Origin of the sequence: Paraglaciecola sp. L1A13 (genome assembly GCF_009796745.1) — a bacterium.
GTDB lineage: Bacteria > Pseudomonadota > Gammaproteobacteria > Enterobacterales > Alteromonadaceae > Paraglaciecola.
Genome location: NZ_CP047024.1, coordinates 1339207 through 1358167 on the forward strand (window position 1 = coordinate 1339207; position 18961 = coordinate 1358167).

Annotated in this window: 17 protein-coding genes; 14 read left to right on the forward strand and 3 right to left on the reverse strand. The window is 42.1% G+C overall.

The features are described 5' to 3' along the window. Nucleotides 1-9: 9 nt before the first annotated feature. The 3 genes from GQR89_RS05540 to map form a co-directional block, all read right to left on the reverse strand. Nucleotides 10-828, reverse strand: coding sequence for a UDP-2,3-diacylglucosamine diphosphatase (locus GQR89_RS05540; protein ID WP_158769138.1), 819 nt, complete (start codon nt 826-828; stop codon nt 10-12). Nucleotides 829-954: 126 nt separating this feature from the next. Further along, nucleotides 955-3567 (reverse strand): [protein-PII] uridylyltransferase, encoded by a 2613-nt coding sequence (gene glnD / locus GQR89_RS05545; protein ID WP_158769139.1) that lies wholly within the window; start codon nt 3565-3567, stop codon nt 955-957. A 148-nt stretch (nt 3568-3715) separates the two neighbouring features. Next, nucleotides 3716-4507, reverse strand: coding sequence for a type I methionyl aminopeptidase (gene map / locus GQR89_RS05550; protein WP_158769140.1), 792 nt, complete (start codon nt 4505-4507; stop codon nt 3716-3718). 312 nt (nt 4508-4819) lie between these two features. Here map and rpsB point away from each other — a divergent pair, with 312 nt between their 5' ends. From rpsB to lpxB, 14 genes are all read left to right on the forward strand, one after another. Then, a complete protein-coding gene (gene rpsB / locus GQR89_RS05555; RefSeq protein WP_158769141.1) occupies nt 4820-5551 on the forward strand; it encodes a 30S ribosomal protein S2 in 732 nt (243 codons plus the stop codon). Nucleotides 5552-5683: 132 nt separating this feature from the next. Then, nucleotides 5684-6556 carry a translation elongation factor Ts gene (tsf, locus tag GQR89_RS05560; RefSeq protein WP_158769142.1) on the forward strand — a complete coding sequence of 291 codons (873 nt, stop codon included), beginning with the start codon at nt 5684-5686 and terminating at the stop codon, nt 6554-6556. A gap of 269 nt (nt 6557-6825) precedes the next feature. Continuing rightward, nucleotides 6826-7560, forward strand: coding sequence for a UMP kinase (gene pyrH / locus GQR89_RS05565; protein WP_158769143.1), 735 nt, complete (start codon nt 6826-6828; stop codon nt 7558-7560). Between the two features lie 24 nt (nt 7561-7584). Further along, nucleotides 7585-8142 carry a ribosome recycling factor gene (frr, locus tag GQR89_RS05570; protein WP_158769144.1) on the forward strand — a complete coding sequence of 186 codons (558 nt, stop codon included), beginning with the start codon at nt 7585-7587 and terminating at the stop codon, nt 8140-8142. 14 nt (nt 8143-8156) lie between these two features. Next, nucleotides 8157-8897, forward strand: coding sequence for a polyprenyl diphosphate synthase (gene uppS / locus GQR89_RS05575; RefSeq protein WP_158769145.1), 741 nt, complete (start codon nt 8157-8159; stop codon nt 8895-8897). Nucleotides 8898-8946: 49 nt separating this feature from the next. Continuing rightward, nucleotides 8947-9810: a phosphatidate cytidylyltransferase gene (locus GQR89_RS05580; RefSeq protein ID WP_158769146.1), complete on the forward strand. Its 864-nt coding sequence runs from the start codon at nt 8947-8949 to the stop codon at nt 9808-9810. Next, nucleotides 9810-11003, forward strand: a complete 1194-nt coding sequence (gene ispC / locus GQR89_RS05585) for a 1-deoxy-D-xylulose-5-phosphate reductoisomerase (RefSeq protein ID WP_158769147.1) — start codon at nt 9810-9812, stop codon at nt 11001-11003. Before GQR89_RS05580 ends, ispC begins: the two co-directional genes overlap by 1 nt. Continuing rightward, nucleotides 11004-12356, forward strand: a complete 1353-nt coding sequence (gene rseP, locus GQR89_RS05590; RefSeq protein ID WP_158769148.1) for a sigma E protease regulator RseP — start codon at nt 11004-11006, stop codon at nt 12354-12356. Nucleotides 12357-12418: 62 nt separating this feature from the next. Then, nucleotides 12419-14893 (forward strand): outer membrane protein assembly factor BamA, encoded by a 2475-nt coding sequence (gene bamA, locus GQR89_RS05595; RefSeq protein WP_158769149.1) that lies wholly within the window; start codon nt 12419-12421, stop codon nt 14891-14893. 52 nt (nt 14894-14945) lie between these two features. Further along, a complete protein-coding gene (locus GQR89_RS05600; protein ID WP_158769150.1) occupies nt 14946-15461 on the forward strand; it encodes an OmpH family outer membrane protein in 516 nt (171 codons plus the stop codon). A gap of 37 nt (nt 15462-15498) precedes the next feature. After that, entirely contained in the window at nt 15499-16533 is a 1035-nt protein-coding gene (gene lpxD / locus GQR89_RS05605; RefSeq protein ID WP_158769151.1) for a UDP-3-O-(3-hydroxymyristoyl)glucosamine N-acyltransferase, read from the forward strand. A gap of 42 nt (nt 16534-16575) precedes the next feature. Continuing rightward, nucleotides 16576-17022 carry a 3-hydroxyacyl-ACP dehydratase FabZ gene (gene fabZ, locus GQR89_RS05610; protein WP_158769152.1) on the forward strand — a complete coding sequence of 149 codons (447 nt, stop codon included), beginning with the start codon at nt 16576-16578 and terminating at the stop codon, nt 17020-17022. 1 nt (nt 17023) lies between these two features. Beyond that, nucleotides 17024-17794, forward strand: coding sequence for an acyl-ACP--UDP-N-acetylglucosamine O-acyltransferase (gene lpxA / locus GQR89_RS05615; protein ID WP_158769153.1), 771 nt, complete (start codon nt 17024-17026; stop codon nt 17792-17794). A gap of 2 nt (nt 17795-17796) precedes the next feature. Then, the gene (lpxB, locus tag GQR89_RS05620; protein WP_158769154.1) at nt 17797-18951 is read left to right on the forward strand and encodes a lipid-A-disaccharide synthase; all 1155 of its coding nucleotides are present in this window, start codon (nt 17797-17799) and stop codon (nt 18949-18951) included. The last annotated feature ends 10 nt before the right edge of the window (nt 18952-18961 follow it).

An 18961-nucleotide genomic window follows, 5' to 3' on the forward strand; every position in this document is an offset into this window, starting at 1 on the left:
GCTTTCAACTTAAGCCGCTTTATTTTGACTTTTACCTTTGCTCATTCTGACATTGAATAAGTTGCTAGCATGCGCCGTTTGGGTCCAATAAATCAATTTCATATCACCGCTGGGTAGCTCCGTCAGTGCTGAACAATTCTCAATCCAATCACCGTCGTTGTAATACTTTATGCCATTAATATCATCTACTTCGGGATGATGAATGTGTCCGCAAATGACGCCGTCTAAGTCCATTTGAAACGCACGATTAACGCAAGCATGTTTATATCGAGTTATGGCTTTATTAGCTTCTTTGATATGACTTTTTAAGTAACCTGCAAGGGACCAATAAGGGAATTTAAGAGCTGTTCTAGCCCCGTTGTACCAACGATTTATAAACAACAGAAAATCGTAAGCCTTGTCGCCGACCCAAGAATGTAGGGGGCCAAAGCAGACTTCTTGATCAAATTGATCACCATGCAGTACAAGTAGTTTTTTTCCATCGGCGGTGGTGTGAATCATTTCTCTGGCGATTTCGATCTCACCGAAAGTGATACCGTCATACTTTTGTAATGGAGCATCATGATTACCCGGTAAAAAGATAACGCGAGTGTCTTCTTTAGATAAATACATCAGCTTATGTAGAACTTGGTTATGGGCGTCTGGCCAGCGAAATTGCTTGCTCATTGCCCACATGTCTATGATGTCGCCCACTAAATATAAGGTTTCAATAGTAGAATGATTGAGGAAGTCGAGTAGATACTCAGCTTTGCAATCTTTGCTTCCTAAATGAATATCAGATAGCCACACCGTCCGGTAATGTGCGCGATAAACCAGAGTGTTATTCATATTACTCACCTTTAGCTGTTTAACACTCAGGCTAAAAGTAACGCTTTACAGTAACGTGACGGTAATTTGAAACTATGATGACAGTGGGCTTTAGCTGAACTAAAAGCCCACTCGTTGGGAAGTAGGTTAGTCGAGCGTTTCAGCTAACCGTTTTTTGAGTTCGACTTCTTGATTCTGGGTTAACGCTTTATTCTCACTGTTACTAATAATGAATAAATCTTCCGCTCGTTCACCTATGGTGGCTATTTTTGCCATTCTCAAAGAAAACTTCATTTCAACCAATAAGTTACCTACTTTTGCCAAAAGACCAGGGGCATCCAATGCTTCGAGCTCAACTAAGGTAACGTCGGGTTGATTGGAATAAAAACGCACTTTGGTGGGCACATCTAATTGCTTCATTTGACGAGACATCTTTCGGCGGTTTTGGTGTTCAATCCCAGGTTTATTCAATTGGTTCGTTACGGCTTCTTTTAAGCTTGTTAAGCGACTAGGAGACATTATTCTGTCACCATTTTGCTCAAGAATAATAAAACTATCGAAAACATAACCATCATTGGTTTTCATTATTTGCGCATCGTGAATAGAGCAATTTCTGCTATCTAGTACGGACGCAACTTGAGCAAAAAGATTGATTTTATCTTTACCGTAAACCAAAAGCTCGGTACCCGATTTAGCAGTATGTTCATTGGCATCGACCAAAAGAAAATCATCAGTCATAGGATGCGCGGCTAAAATAACACCCGCATGCCATGCAATTTGGTCTGGCTTAAAGCGAACGAAATAATCTTCTTTTAAGCGTTTCCAAAATTGTTCGACTTGGCTTTCATTAACCCCCCGTCCCATTAGCAGCGTTTTGGCCTTGCTCTGGTGATCATCTATCCGGTCTTGTAGCGCAACCTTGCATTCTAGGCCGTTATCTAACGCTTTTTGCGTTAATAGATATAACTCTCGAAGTAAGGTGGCTTTCCAATCATTCCACAGGCTATCGTTCGTAGCGCGAATATCGGCTAACGTCAAAACGTACAGGTGATTTAGATGATTATGGGTACGGACATTGTTAGTAAATTCATTGATTACACTTGGGTCGTATATATCTCTACGCTGGGCAATGACTGACATCATTAAATGGCTTTCTACTAGCCAAGCAATAAGTTCGGCGTCTTTGTCGTTGATTTCATGCATAGCACAAAACTCGATCACATCTTGCGCGCCCAATTTTGAGTGATCACCATTGCGACCTTTTCCAATATCATGAAAAATAGCTGCAATATAAAGTAGTTCAGGTTTATCCAAGTTGCGCACAATCTGACTGCAACGCGGAAAATCAGTATTGCCTTGACTGTACTGGTAAATATTTTTAACCAATCTATGGGTATGTTCATCAACGGTGTAAGCATGGAATAAATCGAATTGCATCATGCCGACAATATGATCCCATTGAGGTAGGTAGGATTGCAATATCCCGTGTTTGTGCATGATATCCCATGCAAGACCGAAAAAATCAGGATGCTGCAATAACTCGATAAACAAGCTGCGACATCTGGGTTTCTCACAGTAATATTGGCTGTGAAATTTACGCCTAGCATAGCGTAACTGACGCAGTACACTAGAATGTAAGCCTTCTACCTGTGGGGTATCAGCAATTAGTAATAAACATTGCAGAATATCTTCAGGTTCATTAAATACATTGTCATGACGGGTGGCAAGCAACCCGTCATCGATTTCAAAACTTGGGTTGATGATACTCTTGTTTTTAACCTTTATTTTCAGTACATCGTGACCAAAACGTTGCAGTAGCATCTCATTAAGTTCGCTTATTCTGCGTACGGTTCTGAAAAAGGATTTCATCATCCGTTCAACTGATGCTTTGCCATCATCGCCATAACCCAGTCTGCTGGCGACATCATTCTGATAATCAAAGAGTAAGCGGTTTTCACTGCGTTGGGCTTGTAGATGGAGTGCGAATCGGATACGCCACAAGTTAGAACGACACTCGAGTAACTCCTGAAATTCTTGTTCGGTGAAATAGCCGCGCTCAACCAACTCTGTGCCTCTTAGCACCTTGAAATGCTTCTTGGCTATCCAGCCGATATTCTGAATATCTCGCAAGCAGCCGGGGCTTTCTTTTACGTTTGGCTCAAGGTTGTACGAGGTTCCTTTAAATTTTGAATGGCGTATTTGTTGTTCTTTAGATTTCGCGATAAAGAAATCTTTACTGGTCCAGTATCCGCGTCCGTGTAGTTTTTTATTCAGCGCTAGAAAGGTATCTTGATTACCAGTGAGTAACCTTGCTTCAACCAAGTTGGTTGCTATCGTTACATCGCCTCTAGCAAGGGAAACCGTTTCTTTTATGCTACGCACTGATTGACCGATATCGAGTCCGATATCCCACAGAAATGTGATGAACTGACCAATAGTATTTTGCTGAGCTTTCGATAAAGAACCAGGGCTTAGCAATAATAAGTCAATGTCAGAATAGGGCTGAAGTTGCCCCCGTCCATATCCGCCAACTGCTACTAAGGCTATTTTGGTTTCTTTATGTAAATCAAGTAGCTGCCATGCATGGCACAATAAGGCGTCTACAAAGGTTGCTCGGCCTGTTATTAAAATGTCTACATCGACTCGTGTAAATTCATTTTCTAACCAACTGTAACTATCGCTAATACAGGTTTTAAATGCTGGAATGTCGTCGGTGGATTGAATAAGGTGAATTTTTTCAATTAAGGTTTGCAGAGACAAGATACGTTCCTTTATTCAATGTGATGACAATTTTATATGGAATGGTGCTCGCTTAAGGTTTATCTATTTACGAACCTATGACAAATAATTAATTCAAGTAAGAACTAATTATTTATCATAAGCTTAGATAACTCTATGTGGAAAATGCTTAATGATTGATTACGCGTGCGATATCTTCATCGTCTCTAAGGGTAAGAATTTCGACCCCAGTTTCTGTCACGAGCAAGGTATGTTCCCATTGTGCACTTAGGCTGCGATCTTTCGTTACGACGGTCCAATCATCTGGCAATACTTTTGAATAACGTTTACCCGCATTTATCATAGGCTCTATGGTGAAACACATGCCAGCTTCTAAAACTTCACCTGTATTTGGGCGACCGTAGTGAACCACTTGTGGTTCTTCGTGGAAATTAGCTCCAATACCATGGCCACAGTATTCCCGCACTATCGAGTAATTATGGCCTTCAGCATGTTGCTGTATTGCATGACCAATATCCCCTAAGCGCACGCCAGGTTTGACCATTTTTATGCCGATATACAGGGCTTCTTGCGTGACACGAATTAGCCGTTCAGTCATGATGCTGGGTTTTCCGACGACAAACATCTTTGATGTATCACCATGATAACCATCTTTTATGACGGTCACATCAATATTGACACTATCTCCTTCCTTCAATTTTTTATCAGCCGGAATACCATGGCAAATAACATGATTAACTGATGTACAAATAGATTTGGGGAAGGGAGGGTTGCCATAATTTAATGGGGCAGGGATTGCTTGTTGGTCATTGACAATATAGTCATGACATAGCTGATTAAGCTTTTCAGTCGTCACACCTTTCTTCACATGTGGACCAATCATTTGTAATACATCAGCTGCAAGTCGTCCGGCAACTCGCATTTTTTCAATTTCTTGTGCGGTTTTGATAGTAGCAGGCAAAGCAATGTCCTAATTTTTGGGGTATGCAAATAATGTGGTTATATCTTAACTTTTCAAGGCGCTGGTGTATAGCATCTATACGTAAACTTGAATTTATCTTGTTCCCATGGTATAAAGCGCCCCGCTGAAACGGCTGTTCGTTGCGCTGCTCTTTTTGAGCATGTCATCAGACGGTTATTTACAGCGACTAACCTATAGTTAATAACACACATACATCGACACAGTTTTCGGGGTGTTTGTGCAAGATTCGTCTGCACAGATCGAGAGCTGGGATGTATGGAGGCCTAACCCCATATTAAGGAAACTAATATAATGGCAAATGTATCAATGCGCGACATGCTTCAAGCCGGCGTTCACTTCGGTCACCAAACACGTTACTGGAACCCAAAAATGAAACCTTTCATCTTTGGCGCTCGTAACAAAGTTCACATCATTAACTTAGAAAAAACAGTTCCGTTGTTCAACAATGCGTTGAACTACATTGGCGGTGTTGCTTCTAAAAAAGGTAAAATCCTTTTTGTTGGTACTAAACGCGCAGCAAGTGATGCCGTTCGTGACGCAGCAGTTAAATGTGATCAATTCTACGTTAACAAACGTTGGTTGGGCGGCATGTTGACTAACTGGAAAACAGTTCGTCAATCAATCAAACGCTTGAAAGATCTAGAACAACAAAGCCAAGACGGCACGTTCGACAAAATCACTAAAAAAGAAGTGCTTATGTTACAACGTGAAATGGCTAAGCTAGAAAACAGCTTGGGCGGAATCAAAAACATGGGTGGTCTTCCTGACTGTCTTTTCGTTGTTGATGCCGATCACGAGCACATTGCGATTACCGAAGCGCGTAACCTTGGTATTCCAGTTGTTTCTATCGTCGACACTAACTCAAATCCAGATGGTGTTGATTACATCATTCCTGGTAACGATGATGCGATCCGTGCAGTTCAACTTTATTTGAACACTGCTGCTGACGCTGTTATCGAAGGTCGTGAGAAAAACATTGAAGTACAGGCTGAAGAAGGTGAGTTTGTTGAAGCTGCTGAGTAATCAGTCTCTTTAATATACCTATTGAGTCAGTCTGTTAATGCACACATGTGCATGACACGAAAATTTAACAGGGGCTGATGCCCCTGTTTTTTAATCCTAATTTTAGTACATATTATTGCTGAGGAAACGACAATGGCAGTGACAGCAGCCCTAGTTAAAGAATTACGCGAGCGTACCGCTGCAGGTATGTTGGATTGTAAAAATGCACTTGTTGAAACCGACGGTGACATTGAACTTGCGATCGAGAATATGCGCAAGAACGGTCAAGCAAAAGCCGCTAAAAAAGCAGGTCGTATCGCCGCTGAAGGCGTTATTTTGACCAAAGTTGCAAACGGCGTTGCAACTATGATTGAATTGAACAGTGAAACTGATTTTGTTGCTCGTGATGACGGCTTCGTAGCGTTCGGTAACCAACTAATCGAAGTAGCATCAGCGAACAGAGTTAATGATATCGAAACATTGAACAACTCAATTGTTAATGGCGTTAAAGTTAGCGATGCCCGTGACACATTAGTTGCTAAAATCGGTGAAAACATTTCTCCACGTCGTGTTGTTTCGGTTGAAGGTGAAAACCTTGGCGCATACGTACACAGTGCGCGTATCGGCGTTATTGCTATCCTTAAAGGTGGTGACGAAGAATTAGCAAAAGATATTGCTATGCACGTAGCGGCAGCTAATCCTCAGTTTGTTAAACCTACTGATGTACCAGCTGAAGTTGTTGCAAAAGAGAAAGAAATTCAACTTGATATCGCTATGCAGTCAGGCAAGCCTGCTGAGATAGCTGAGAAAATGGTTTCTGGTCGTATGAATAAGTTTACTTCAGAAGTTAGCTTAACGGGCCAACCATTCATCAAAGATCCTTCAATGACGGTTGCTCAGTTGCTTAAAGCTAAGAATGCAGACGTGATTAACTTCGTTCGTTTCGAAGTTGGCGAAGGTATTGAGAAGAAAGAAGAAGATTTTGCTGCTGAAGTAGCTGCACAAATGGCCGCTGCTAAGAAATAATTGCGCCATTTGCTTTTGCGAAAAGCCAATGTCATATAAACTACTGGCACCTCAAATTGAGGTGCCTTTTTATATGTGAACCAAGCTATATAACGGCATGTACTTTGAAATTAGTTACAGATACGTTTTTTATGACAATATTTTTGTACAATGTATTGAACGATAAGGTTTTAGAAACGCCTTAGTTACTGCCTATATGGCATATCGTACATTGTTATATCGAGTGTTTTTTGACCCCCATTATTCGTTAAACAAGGAATAGCCTGCCGATGAGTACAACACCTAAACATACCTATCGAAGAATTTTATTAAAACTAAGTGGCGAAGCCTTAATGGGCGAAGAAGGCTTTGGAATTGATCCCAAGGTACTTGAGCGTATGGCTCAAGAAATAAAAGAAATAGTTGAATTGGGCATCCAAGTTGGTTTAGTCATAGGCGGCGGTAACTTATTCCGTGGTGAAGGACTTGCTAAAGCAGGCATGAATCGCGTTGTTGGCGATCACATGGGTATGCTAGCAACCGTTATGAATGGCTTAGCTATGCGAGACGCCCTGCACAGAGCTTTCGTAAACGCGCGCTTGATGTCTGCCATTCCTTTGAATGGCGTTTGTGATGCCTACAATTGGGCTGAAGCTATCAGTTTGTTGAAATCTGGTCGTGTAGTTATTTTTGCTGCAGGTACAGGTAACCCATTCTTTACAACCGATTCAGCTGCTTGTTTACGTGGTATCGAAATAGAAGCTGATGCGGTACTAAAAGGCACTAAAGTCGATGGCGTATATGATTCTGACCCAGCAAAGAATCCAAATGCCGTTATGTATGACAGATTGTCGTACACTGAAGTATTAGATAAAGAATTAAAAGTGATGGATTTAGCGGCGTTCACTTTAGCGCGTGACCACAATATCCCTATCCGTGTTTTCAACATGAATAAACCCGGCTGCTTACGAGCAGTTGTGCTTGGTGAAGATGTTGGCACCGTAATTTGCCATCCAGAAAAATAAGATAATTAATTAGGAAGTCATTTTATGATTGATGAAATCAATGTAGATGCGCGTGAGCGCATGGAAAAAAGTATTCTTGCACTGCGTGGACAATTTGCCAAAATTCGTACCGGTCGTGCTCATCCTAGTTTGTTAGACAGCATTATGGTGCCTTATTACGGTGCACCCACTCCGTTAAAACAGCTTGCTAACGTCATCGCGGAAGATTCCCGCACATTAGCCCTGACAGTTTTTGATAAAAGCTCAGCTCAAGCCGTTGAAAAAGCCATTATGCAATCTGATCTTGGTTTGAACCCCATGAGTGCAGGGACGGTTATTCGTATTCCTATGCCAGCACTTACTGAAGAACGCCGCAAAAGTTTAATACGTGTAGTGCGTGGCGAAGCAGAAGGCGGTCGTGTAGCCGTGCGTAATATTCGTCGTGATGCTAACGGTGATCTTAAAGAGTTATTGAAAGAGAAAGAAATTAGTGAAGATGACGCTCACCGCGGTGAAGATGCCATCCAGAAGCTGACTGATGAATTCGTTAAACAGATTGATGATATATTAGCAGCGAAAGAAACAGAGTTAATGGAAGTGTAGTGGTCGCCTGATAAATGAATTCAGAATCACAACTTATCAATAAACTCATGCCACAGCACGTTGCTATCATTATGGACGGCAACGGGCGGTGGGCTAAAAAGAAAGGCAAAATCCGTACCTTTGGCCATCGTGCCGGGGTCAAAGGTGTGCGAGCATCGGTGTCTTTCTCTCTTAAAAATAATATCAAAGTGTTAACGCTATTTGCCTTTAGCAGCGAAAATTGGAATCGCCCTCAAGAAGAAGTGGGTGTGCTGATGGAACTGTTTAAAATGGTGTTGAGCAGTGAAGTAAAAAAACTGCACAAAAATAATGTTAGGCTTCGTGTTATTGGTGACACCAGTCGTTTTGATAAAAAACTGGTTGAGCAAATTCGTGATGCAGAGCTTTTAACGGCAAATAACGACGCTTTGGTATTGAACATTGCTGCCAACTACGGCGGGCGCTGGGAAATCATTAATGCAACAAAAGCGATTGCTGAACAAGTAAAAGCAGGATCACTCGATAGCAATGACATCGATGAAAACCTATTTAATGGTTTTACTTGTTGTTCAGATTTACCTGAACTCGATTTATTGATTCGTACCGGCGGTGAAACGCGTATTAGTAACTTTCTTTTATGGCAAGTTGCCTACGCAGAATTGTATTTTACTGATACATATTGGCCGGATTTCAACGAAGATGCATTTAAACTTGCCATCGACAATTTTGCTGATAGGCAACGTCGTTACGGGATGACGGGCGAACAGGTTAGTTAATGGCTAATTTGTTTGTGGTTATCGCCACTTCTGTTTTTGAGGGCTCACTATGTTGAGAGAACGTATTCTAACCGCTCTAGTGTTAGCACCGCTGGTATTGTGTTCGATATTATTTCTACCCATGATTGGTTTCGAAATCGCTATGATTGGTGTGCTAGGCCTTGGAGCTTGGGAATGGGCCAATATGTCTGGTTTTGTTACCCGTCAAACCAAGGCGCTTTATACCTTTATTATCGTAGCAATTTGTGGCTATTTTACCTTTGCCATTGATGTAGAGAATATCTGGTATCAAGGGCAATTGAATAGTCTCTATCACTATATTTTAGGCACAGCTGCTCTGTGGTGGTTTATCTCTTTATTGATGATAATTGCCTATCCCCGTTTTAGTTCTTTTTGGCGCACACGTAGAGGTATCCAAGGTTTATTTGGGGTGTTAACACTCATACCAACTTGGGTGGCGATAGTGTCATTACGCACCAGTTTGTACGACGTTGATAGTTTTTACGGTGCATCTCTTATTTTTTACGTATTGGGTATCGTATGGGCGGCTGACATTGGTGCATTCTTTGTTGGGGTTAAATTTGGTCGTACTAAGTTGCGTCCAAAAGTATCACCTGGGAAAACGTTTGAAGGCTTAATGGGTGGGGTCGGGGCATCATCACTGATTATTGCCTTTGCTGCATTACATTATGCTGTTGATCCTAGTCGTATCTGGATAAATATTTTGATCGGTGGCTTGACGGTTGCCGTCTCTGCGTTGGGTGATTTGAACGAAAGTATGCTGAAACGTTGCGCAGGTATAAAAGATAGCGGTAATTTATTGCCTGGTCACGGTGGGATTTTAGATCGTATTGACAGCTTAACGGCGGCCTTTCCTGTCTTTGCGTTTTGTTACGTTTCTTGGATGGCCTAATGCAGAATATTTGTATTTTAGGCGCTACAGGCTCCATCGGAAAAAGCACTATCGACGTAGTATTACGCCACCCTGATCTATACCGAATTCATGCGTTAACTGCCCACAGTAGTGTTGATAAACTTATTGAGCTGGCAAAGTTGTGCCAACCTAAATATCTAGTCTTGTCTGATATCAGCCAATTTAAACATGCACAACAAGCGCTTTTATCTGCGGGTATAAAAAGTGAGTTGCTAGCTGGTGCACAAGCATTAGCTGATGTTGCCAGTGCAGATGACGTTGATGTAGTGATGGCTGCTATTGTTGGTGGCGCAGGTTTACTTCCCACCATTGCAGCTGTTAAAGCGGGTAAAAAGGTATTGTTAGCCAATAAAGAATCGTTGGTTATGTCTGGTGAAATCTTTATGGATGCAGTCAGAGAACATAACGCTCAGTTGTTGCCGATAGACAGCGAACATAACGCTATTTTTCAATGCTTACCCCATGATTATCATTACGGTGATTTGGCCTCATCTGGAATAAGCAGTATTTTACTAACGGGTTCAGGGGGGCCATTTAGAGAAACTCCCCTTGGCGAATTAATGCAAGTTACGCCTGCTCAAGCTTGTGCTCATCCTAATTGGGATATGGGCCAAAAGATATCAGTTGATTCAGCAACCATGATGAATAAAGGGCTAGAGTTTATTGAAGCTCGTTGGTTGTTTGGTTTACAAAGCAACGATATCCAAGTGGTTCTGCATCCCCAGAGTATCATTCATTCTATGGTGCAATACCGAGACGGCTCAGTGCTTGCGCAGATGGGAAATCCAGATATGCGCACACCAATAGCGCATGGGCTTGCTTATCCAAAACGTATCGATTCAGGTGTTCAGCCACTTGATTTTCAAACGGTAAGTAATTTTAGTTTTAGTCTTCCTGAGCCTGAGCGCTATCCAAATTTATACCTTGCAATCGAAGCTGCAAACGAGGGGCAATCCGCCACTACGGCGCTAAATGCGGCCAATGAAGTTGCTGTGGCTGCATTTTTATCAGGTCATATAGGTTTTACACAAATCGCTCAGGTAAATGAGCAATGTCTTACGCAAATGGGTGCATGTCAACTCGATAATATAGATGCGATTGTCGCATGGGATCATGAGTGTCGTAGTGCCGCACAGCAGATCATTTCTTCTTATGCACGAGAGGCAAGTTAAATGTTGGGCTTTTTATGGAGTTTAGGGTCTTTTATCGTTGCGTTGGGTATTTTAGTCGCCGTACACGAATGGGGACATTTCTGGGTTGCTAGACGTTGCGGTGTAAAAGTTGAACGCTTTTCTGTTGGGTTTGGCAAAGCGCTTTGGCGTCGAACTGACAAACTTGGTACTGAATATGTTATTGCCGCGATCCCTTTGGGCGGCTATGTCAAAATGCTAGATGAGCGTGTGGATGAGGTATCAGAAGAAGATTTACCCCATGCATTTAATCGTCAGCATGTATTAAAGCGAATCGCTATTATCGCAGCCGGGCCACTAACCAATTTCATTTTTGCCATATTCGCGCTGTTTGTGATGTATTTGATTGGTGTACAAACCATCAAGCCAATGCTCGGCGAAATCAAGCCAGACAGTATTGCTAGCCAAGCAGGCTTGATTTCTGGGTCAGTGATTACAAAGATAGGTGATCGTGAAACTATAGATTGGCAAGCGGTGAATCTTGAGTTGATTTCATATATAGGGGACGACAGTTTACCGATTACTGTGTCATTACCAAACAGCCCTGTTGAACAAACGAGATTGTTAGATTTAAGCACTTGGCAATTTAATCCAGATAAAGACTCTGCAATCGATAGTTTAGGCCTATCAGTATACCGTCCCAATATACTGAGAGTCGTAGGTTTAGTGGCCGAGGACTCCGCTGCACAGCAGTTGGGATTGAAGGTCGGCGATAAAATTCAGCAAGTAGATGGAACTACCATGCTAAATTGGGAACAAATAGTGAGCTATGTTGCAAAACGTCCCGATACAGATGTTTCAATTCAGGTGTTAAGAGACGATCATGTTGTTGAATTAAACGGCATGTTAGGCTCTCGCCAAGATGGTGACAAACAAATTGGGTACTTGGGTGTAAGCCCGACGTTAGCAGCATGGCCCAAAGGGGTATTGTTTACGCACCAATATGGTCCTATTGATGCCGTCGTTCAAGCGAGCGATAAAACATGGCGTCTTATGACCCTTAGCATTGAAATGCTAGGCAAGTTAATTACAGGTGATGTATCGGTTAATAACCTTAGTGGACCGATTTCCATTGCCCAAGGTGCTGGGATGAGTGCGAGTTCAGGAATCGTGTATTTTCTGAGCTTTTTAGCGTTAATTAGCGTCAATTTGGGAATTATTAACCTTTTACCCATTCCTGTGCTTGATGGCGGCCACTTACTCTATTACTTTATAGAGCTTTTACGTGGTCGACCCGTGCCGGACTCTGTACAAGAGATTGGTTTTAAAATAGGTGGCTTATTATTACTCCTGTTTATGAGTATCGCCATTATTAACGACATTATGCGTTTATAATTTTTATCGGCCAGTTTGGTCTAAAGCACAAACATATGTGCGCTTAGGAAGAATGTTAATAAATGAAGTTTAAACAGTTAGTTGCTGCAGGATTGATGTTATCCGTTGCCGGAATGGCAAAGTCGGCCCCAGAAAGTGAATTTGTCGTCTCTGATATTAAGATAGAAGGCCTGCAACGTGTGGCACTTGGTGCGGCATTAACCTACTTGCCGATCAAAGTCGGCGATGAAATGAACAGCTTCCGTATCGCACAAGCCATTCGGTCATTATATGCGTCTACGCATTTCGAAAGTATAGAAGTGTTACGCGATGGTGATGTGCTGGTGGTGAAGGTGAAAGAACGCCCGACTATCAGTAATATTATTCTTGAAGGCAATGACGATATTAAAGATGAGCAGCTTCAAGAAAGTTTAGATGGCAGCAATATCCGCTTAGGGGAGCCTTTGGATAAAACGGTTCTTACTTCGATTGAAAACGGCTTGAAAGATTTCTATTACAGTATTGGTAAATATAATGCAGATGTAAGCGCGATCATTACGCCACTGCCGCGAAATCGAGTTGATTTGAAGTTACTTTTTGAAGAAGGTGATGCTGCAAAGATAGAGCAAATCAATATTGTAGGTAATAGCATTTTTGATGATGCCACCTTATTCGAGCTAATGGAGCTCAAATTCGATGCGCCTTGGTGGGACTTTTTATCTGAGACTCGATATCAGAAACAAACCCTTACTGGTGATATGGAAACCGTTACAAGCTACTACAAAGACCGCGGCTATTTGAAATTCGATATTGAATCGACTCAGGTTTCTATGACACCGGAGAAAGCCGGTATCTATGTAACATTGAATATCGATGAAGGTGAGCAGTATAAAGTATCAGAAGTCGAGTTGGTTGGTGAGTTGTTGGGCCATGAAGATTACCTGAAATTAGTACTGCCTATTACACCCGGCGAGTTGTATAACCAAGCTGAGGTGACTTACACAGAAGAATTCATTAGTAAGTATTTTGGCCGGTTTGGCTATGCGTACCCATCAGTTGCAACTATTCCTGAAATTAATGAAGAAGACAAAACGGTTAAGTTGACCCTGTCGGTTGACCCAGGTAAGCGTATATACGTGCGTCGTATTAATTTTGAAGGCAACATTGGCACAGCTGACGAAGTATTACGTCAATCAGTGACGCAAATGGAAGGCGCATGGTTGTCAAACTCAACCTTAGAGTCATCGAAGAATGCACTTTCGCGTTTAACCTATATGGAGAGTGTGGATTTTGAAACTGTTCGCCTGCCAGGCGAAGACGATAAAGTGGACGTTAATTTCAGTGTTAAAGAGCAAGCTTCAGGTTCGTTTAACGCAGGTATCGGTTACGGTGACAGAACCAAACTGAGCCTACAAGCGGGTATTCAACAGGATAACTTCTTAGGCACTGGTAAACGTATTGCCTTGAACCTGAGTACCACTTCGTACCAGAAAAGCGCACAAATTTCTTATACGGATCCTTATTTCACCATTGATGGTATCAGTTTAGGCGGTTCAGTCGGTTACAGTGAATTTGATGGCGAAAGTGCCGGTTTCATTCAATATAACTCTAAACAATATTCGGTTGGCGCTAACGTGGGTTACCCCATTGATGAGTTTAATCGAATTAATTTCGGTTTAACCTACAGTAATGTTGAGTTATTCCAAAGTACATCTTACGAACAAACAACGCGTTTTTATAACCAGTTTGTTGATGAGAGTAACCCAGATGATTCGATTAAGTACGACAGTTTCTTAGCGTCGGTCGCGTGGATCCGTTCAACCCTTAACCGTGGTGTATTCCCAACTGCGGGTTCATCCCAACGGGCCTCTTTTAGCATTACTACGCCGAATTCTGATGTTAACTATTTCAAAACTGAAGTTGATACCAAGTTTTACTTCCCATTATCCCGCAATCAACGTTGGTCATTCTTGGCACGTTTGAAATTGGGTTATGGTAATGGTTATGGCACGGCGAACGGTGTAGATCAGATATTACCGTTTAACCAAAACTTTGGTGCAGGTGGTAGTGATTCTTTACGTGGTTTTGAAAACAATACAGTTGGTCCTCGTGGTGTGCAGTTGACGCCTTCAGCCATACGTGACATCGACGGTAATATTATCTACGGTAGCTCGGTGAACGACACTGTAACTATTTCGTCTCGTTCGCTTGGTGGTAATGCTATGATTTTGGGCGGTGTTGAACTCATCGTCCCAACTCCGTTTGTGGAAGCTGATTTTGATAACTCAGTACGAACCAGTTTATTCGTAGATGTGGGTAACGTATGGGATACCGAGTTTAGGTATGACCGCTACAAAGATCTCACGCTTAATACACAGTTTAATAACGATCCGTTGGAAGATTATAGTGACTATAAGTTGTATAGAGCTTCCGGTGGTGTTTCTGTACAATGGTTGTCGCCTATGGGGCCTATGGTATTCAGCTTCTCAAAAGCGATTGAATCCAGAGAAGGGGATGACACGAAGTTTTTCTCTTTTAACATTGGTCAAACATTCTAAATCCAGTATTGTTTAGTGCTGAAAAATAACGATTAAAAATCAGGAGTATCTTTTGAAAACATTTACTAAAAGTCTTGTAGCAGGGGCGTTAATAAGCGCAGTAGCATTCAGTAGTGCAGCATTAGCAGAGCAAAAAATCGGTGCGGTTAACGTACAAGGTATTTTCCAGTCTATGCCCCAAGCTGCCACCATCCAACAAGACTTAGCGGCAGAGTTTAAAGACAAAACTGAAGAAGTTAGCCGCTTAGAAAAAGACATTAAGTATTACATTGAAAAAAATCAGCGTGATGCAGCGACTATGAGTGGCAAAGAAAAGCAAGAACTAGAAAAGAAAATTAACGAACTTCGCGAAGAATACAGCGCAAAAGCTCAGCCGCTTCAGCAAGAAGTGCAAGGACGTTTGAAAGAAGAGCAAAATAAATTGCTTGGTTTTATTAAACAATCTATCGATGTAGTAGCAGCTAAAGAAAAATATGATGTTATCTTAAATGCTAACGCAGTAGCGTTTATCAATCCTGACAACGACATCTCTAAGAAAGTACTAGAGCAAGTTAGTAAAGTTAAATAAGTCCCTAGGGACATTTGATAAATAAATAGGACTGAGTTTGAATCATACCGTTAGCTTACAGCAATTAGCTGATAAAATTGGTGCGACGTTGCATTTGGCAGGCAATGATACTGCCGACGAGCCAATCCATTCATTGTCGACGTTAGCGTCAGCGGGCAATGGTCAGATTTCCTTTTTGTCCAATAGTCGGTATCGTAGCCAACTTGAAAAAACGGCCGCACAGGCCGTTATTTTAAAATCCGAAGATTTATCGCATTGTCAGTGCTCAGCATTAGTGATGGACAATCCTTATGTTGGGTTTGCTCTCGCCGCACAACTACTTGACTCTACTCCTCGTTCGGCAAACGGTATATCACCTTTAGCGGTGATTGCTGAAGATGTTGAGCTGGGGGAAAACGTTAGTATTGGAGCACATGCCGTAATTGAATCGGGTGTTAAGCTTGCTGATAACGTACAAATTGGTCCCGGTTGTTTTATAGGTCAAGGCGTAAGCGTTGGCGCGAACAGCAAATTGTGGGCAAACGTGACACTGTATCATCGAGTGGTATTGGGTCAAGATTGTTTGATTCAATCTGCGACAGTTATTGGCGCTGATGGCTTTGGTTATGCAAATGACAAGGGTCGTTGGGTGAAAATTCCTCAATTGGGCACGGTTATCATAGGTGATCGTGTTGAGGTAGGCGCCAGTAGCACTATTGATCGCGGTGCACTAGATGACACTATCATTGGAGATGGTGTTATTATTGATAATCAGTGCCAAGTGGCGCACAACGTGACCATCGGTGAAAACACCGCTATCGCAGGGTGCTCAGTTGTTGCTGGTAGTACTAACATCGGCCGTAATTGTACAATTGGTGGCATGGTGGCAATTAATGGACACATGGAAATTTGTGATAACGTTTATATTACAGGTATGAGTATGGTGACAAAAGCCATAGACAAACCTGGCGTTTACTCTTCCGGAATGCCCGCTATTGAAAACCGAGAGTGGCGAAAAAATGCAGTGACGTTGCGTAATCTTAGCACCCTCAATCAGCGTGTCAAAACACTCGAAAAATCGCATTTAAAATAAGTCGTCTCGCCAGTCAGACGACTTAATTGAGGAGATAACCTGTTGGTTAATAATGTCAATCAGCTTGGAATTGAAGAAATTCTTGAGCTTTTACCCCACCGTTACCCATTTTTATTACTTGATCGTGTTACCGACTACACCTTAGGTGAATCGATTACTGCTTATAAAAATATTACCTTTAATGAACCGTGTTTTACGGGGCATTTTCCCGGTAAGCCTATTTTTCCTGGGGTATTAATTTTAGAAGCATTAGCTCAGGCAGCAGGTGTGTTAGGTTTTAAAACAGCAGGTAATAGCGACGATTTGTATCTGTATGCAGGTATTGATAAGGCTCGCTTCAAGCTGCCTGTTATGCCTGGAGATCGTCTTGATATGGACGTAAAACTGATTAAAGAACGTCGTGGTATCTGGAAATTCCACGGTGTTGCAAGCGTTGATGGAAAAACTGCCTGCGAAGCTGAATTTATGTGTGCAATGCGGAAACTATAACGTGATACATCCTACAGCTATTATTCATCCTACGGCGATTATCGCCGAGGATGTAAAAATTGGGCCGTACTGTTTGATTGATGCCAATGTTGAAATTGGCTCGGGTACGGTACTTGAATCTCATGTTGTGGTGAAAGGTCATACCAAAATTGGCAAGAATAATCGATTCTTTCAATTTGGGTCGATCGGTGAAGATTGTCAGGATAAAAAGTATGCTGGCGAGCCTACCCGGCTTATCGTAGGTGATAATAATGTCTTTCGTGAATCGGTAACCGTGCATCGCGGTACCGCGCAAGACAAAGCGCTTACTCAAATTGGTTCTAATAATCTATTTATGGCTTACGCCCATGTGGCCCATGACTGCCTAATCGGTAATGACACTATTTTAGCAAATAACGCTACATTAGCCGGTCATGTGCACGTTGGTGACCATGTGATCCTTGGGGGTATGACTGCTTTTCATCAATTTTGCCACATCGGCTCGCATAGTTTTGTTGCCGGTGGCGCAATTGTATTACGAGATGTGCCGCCTTATGTGATGATCGGCGGCGATAAAAGCACCCCTCATGGCATTAATACCGAAGGCCTCAAACGGCGCGGATTTGATAAAGACGTGATCATGCAGTTACGCCGAGCTTACAAAGTTTTGTATCGTAACGGGCATCGTGCTGATGAGGCCGTTGAGCTATTGAACGAAATGGCCGCCATAACGCCAGAAGTTAAAATATTGGCTGATTTTGTGGCGACCTCATCACGAGGTATTGTGCGCTAAGCATGAGCGAAGAAATAATTAGAGTAGGGATAGTTGCCGGGGAGACCTCCGGCGATATTTTAGCTGCTGGGCTAATCCGCAGTATCAAAAAGCAATATCCGAATGCTGTATTCGAAGGCATAGCCGGACCACGCATGCAGGCCGAAGGCTGTACAACCATCTTTGATATGGAAGAGTTATCAGTTATGGGGTTGGTCGAAGTACTGTCACGTATTCGTCGCCTGTTATTTATACGAAAAAGCTTATATCAGCATTTTATGGCGAACCCACCTGATGTGTTTGTTGGAGTGGATGCTCCGGATTTTAATTTGCGTTTAGAGCTTCCTCTTAAAAAGGCCGGTATTAAAACCGTGCATTATGTGAGTCCCACTGTTTGGGCTTGGCGTGAAAAGCGCGTGTTCAAAATAGCAAAAGCGACAGATCTTGTTTTAAGTTTGTTTCCCTTTGAAAAACAAGTCTACGACAAACATAATATTCCGTGTCGATTTGTTGGCCATACCATGGCCGACAGTATTGATATCAATCCTGATAAAGACGCAGCAAGGCGGGCATTGAAAATACCTGTCGATGAACGTGTGTTAGCGTTATTACCCGGCAGTCGCAATAGTGAAGTCACTATGCTTTTAGATATCTTTATGCGTAGCGCTGAATTATTAGCTGAGCAAGTAGCAAGTTTATGTGTGCTAATTCCGGTGGTAAATAAACAACGTAAGCTTCAGGTTGAAGATTATATGCGTGAGCATTCTGTGAGTGTTAATTATCGTATTGTTATCGGTCATGCCAGAGAAGTGATGATTGCATCTGATGCTGTTTTACTTGCATCAGGGACGGCAACGTTAGAAGCGATGTTGTGTAAACGACCTATGGTGGTGGCATATCGTTTGAAGTGGTTAACTCATCAAATGATGAAACGGTTATATATTGCCAAGTATTTTGCTTTACCGAATATTCTCGCTGACGAAGCGTTAGTTCCTGAGCTTTTACAAGAAGATGTGAATCCGGAAAATATCGTTGCAAAGTTATTACCTTATTTCACCCAAGAAGAAAGTGACAAAGCCGCATTAGTTGCACGTTTTACCGAATTACACATTTTGCTTAAACAAGATGCTGATGCTCAAGCAGCCAATGCTGTGCTGTCATTAATAGAAACAACATAAGAGAGCATTT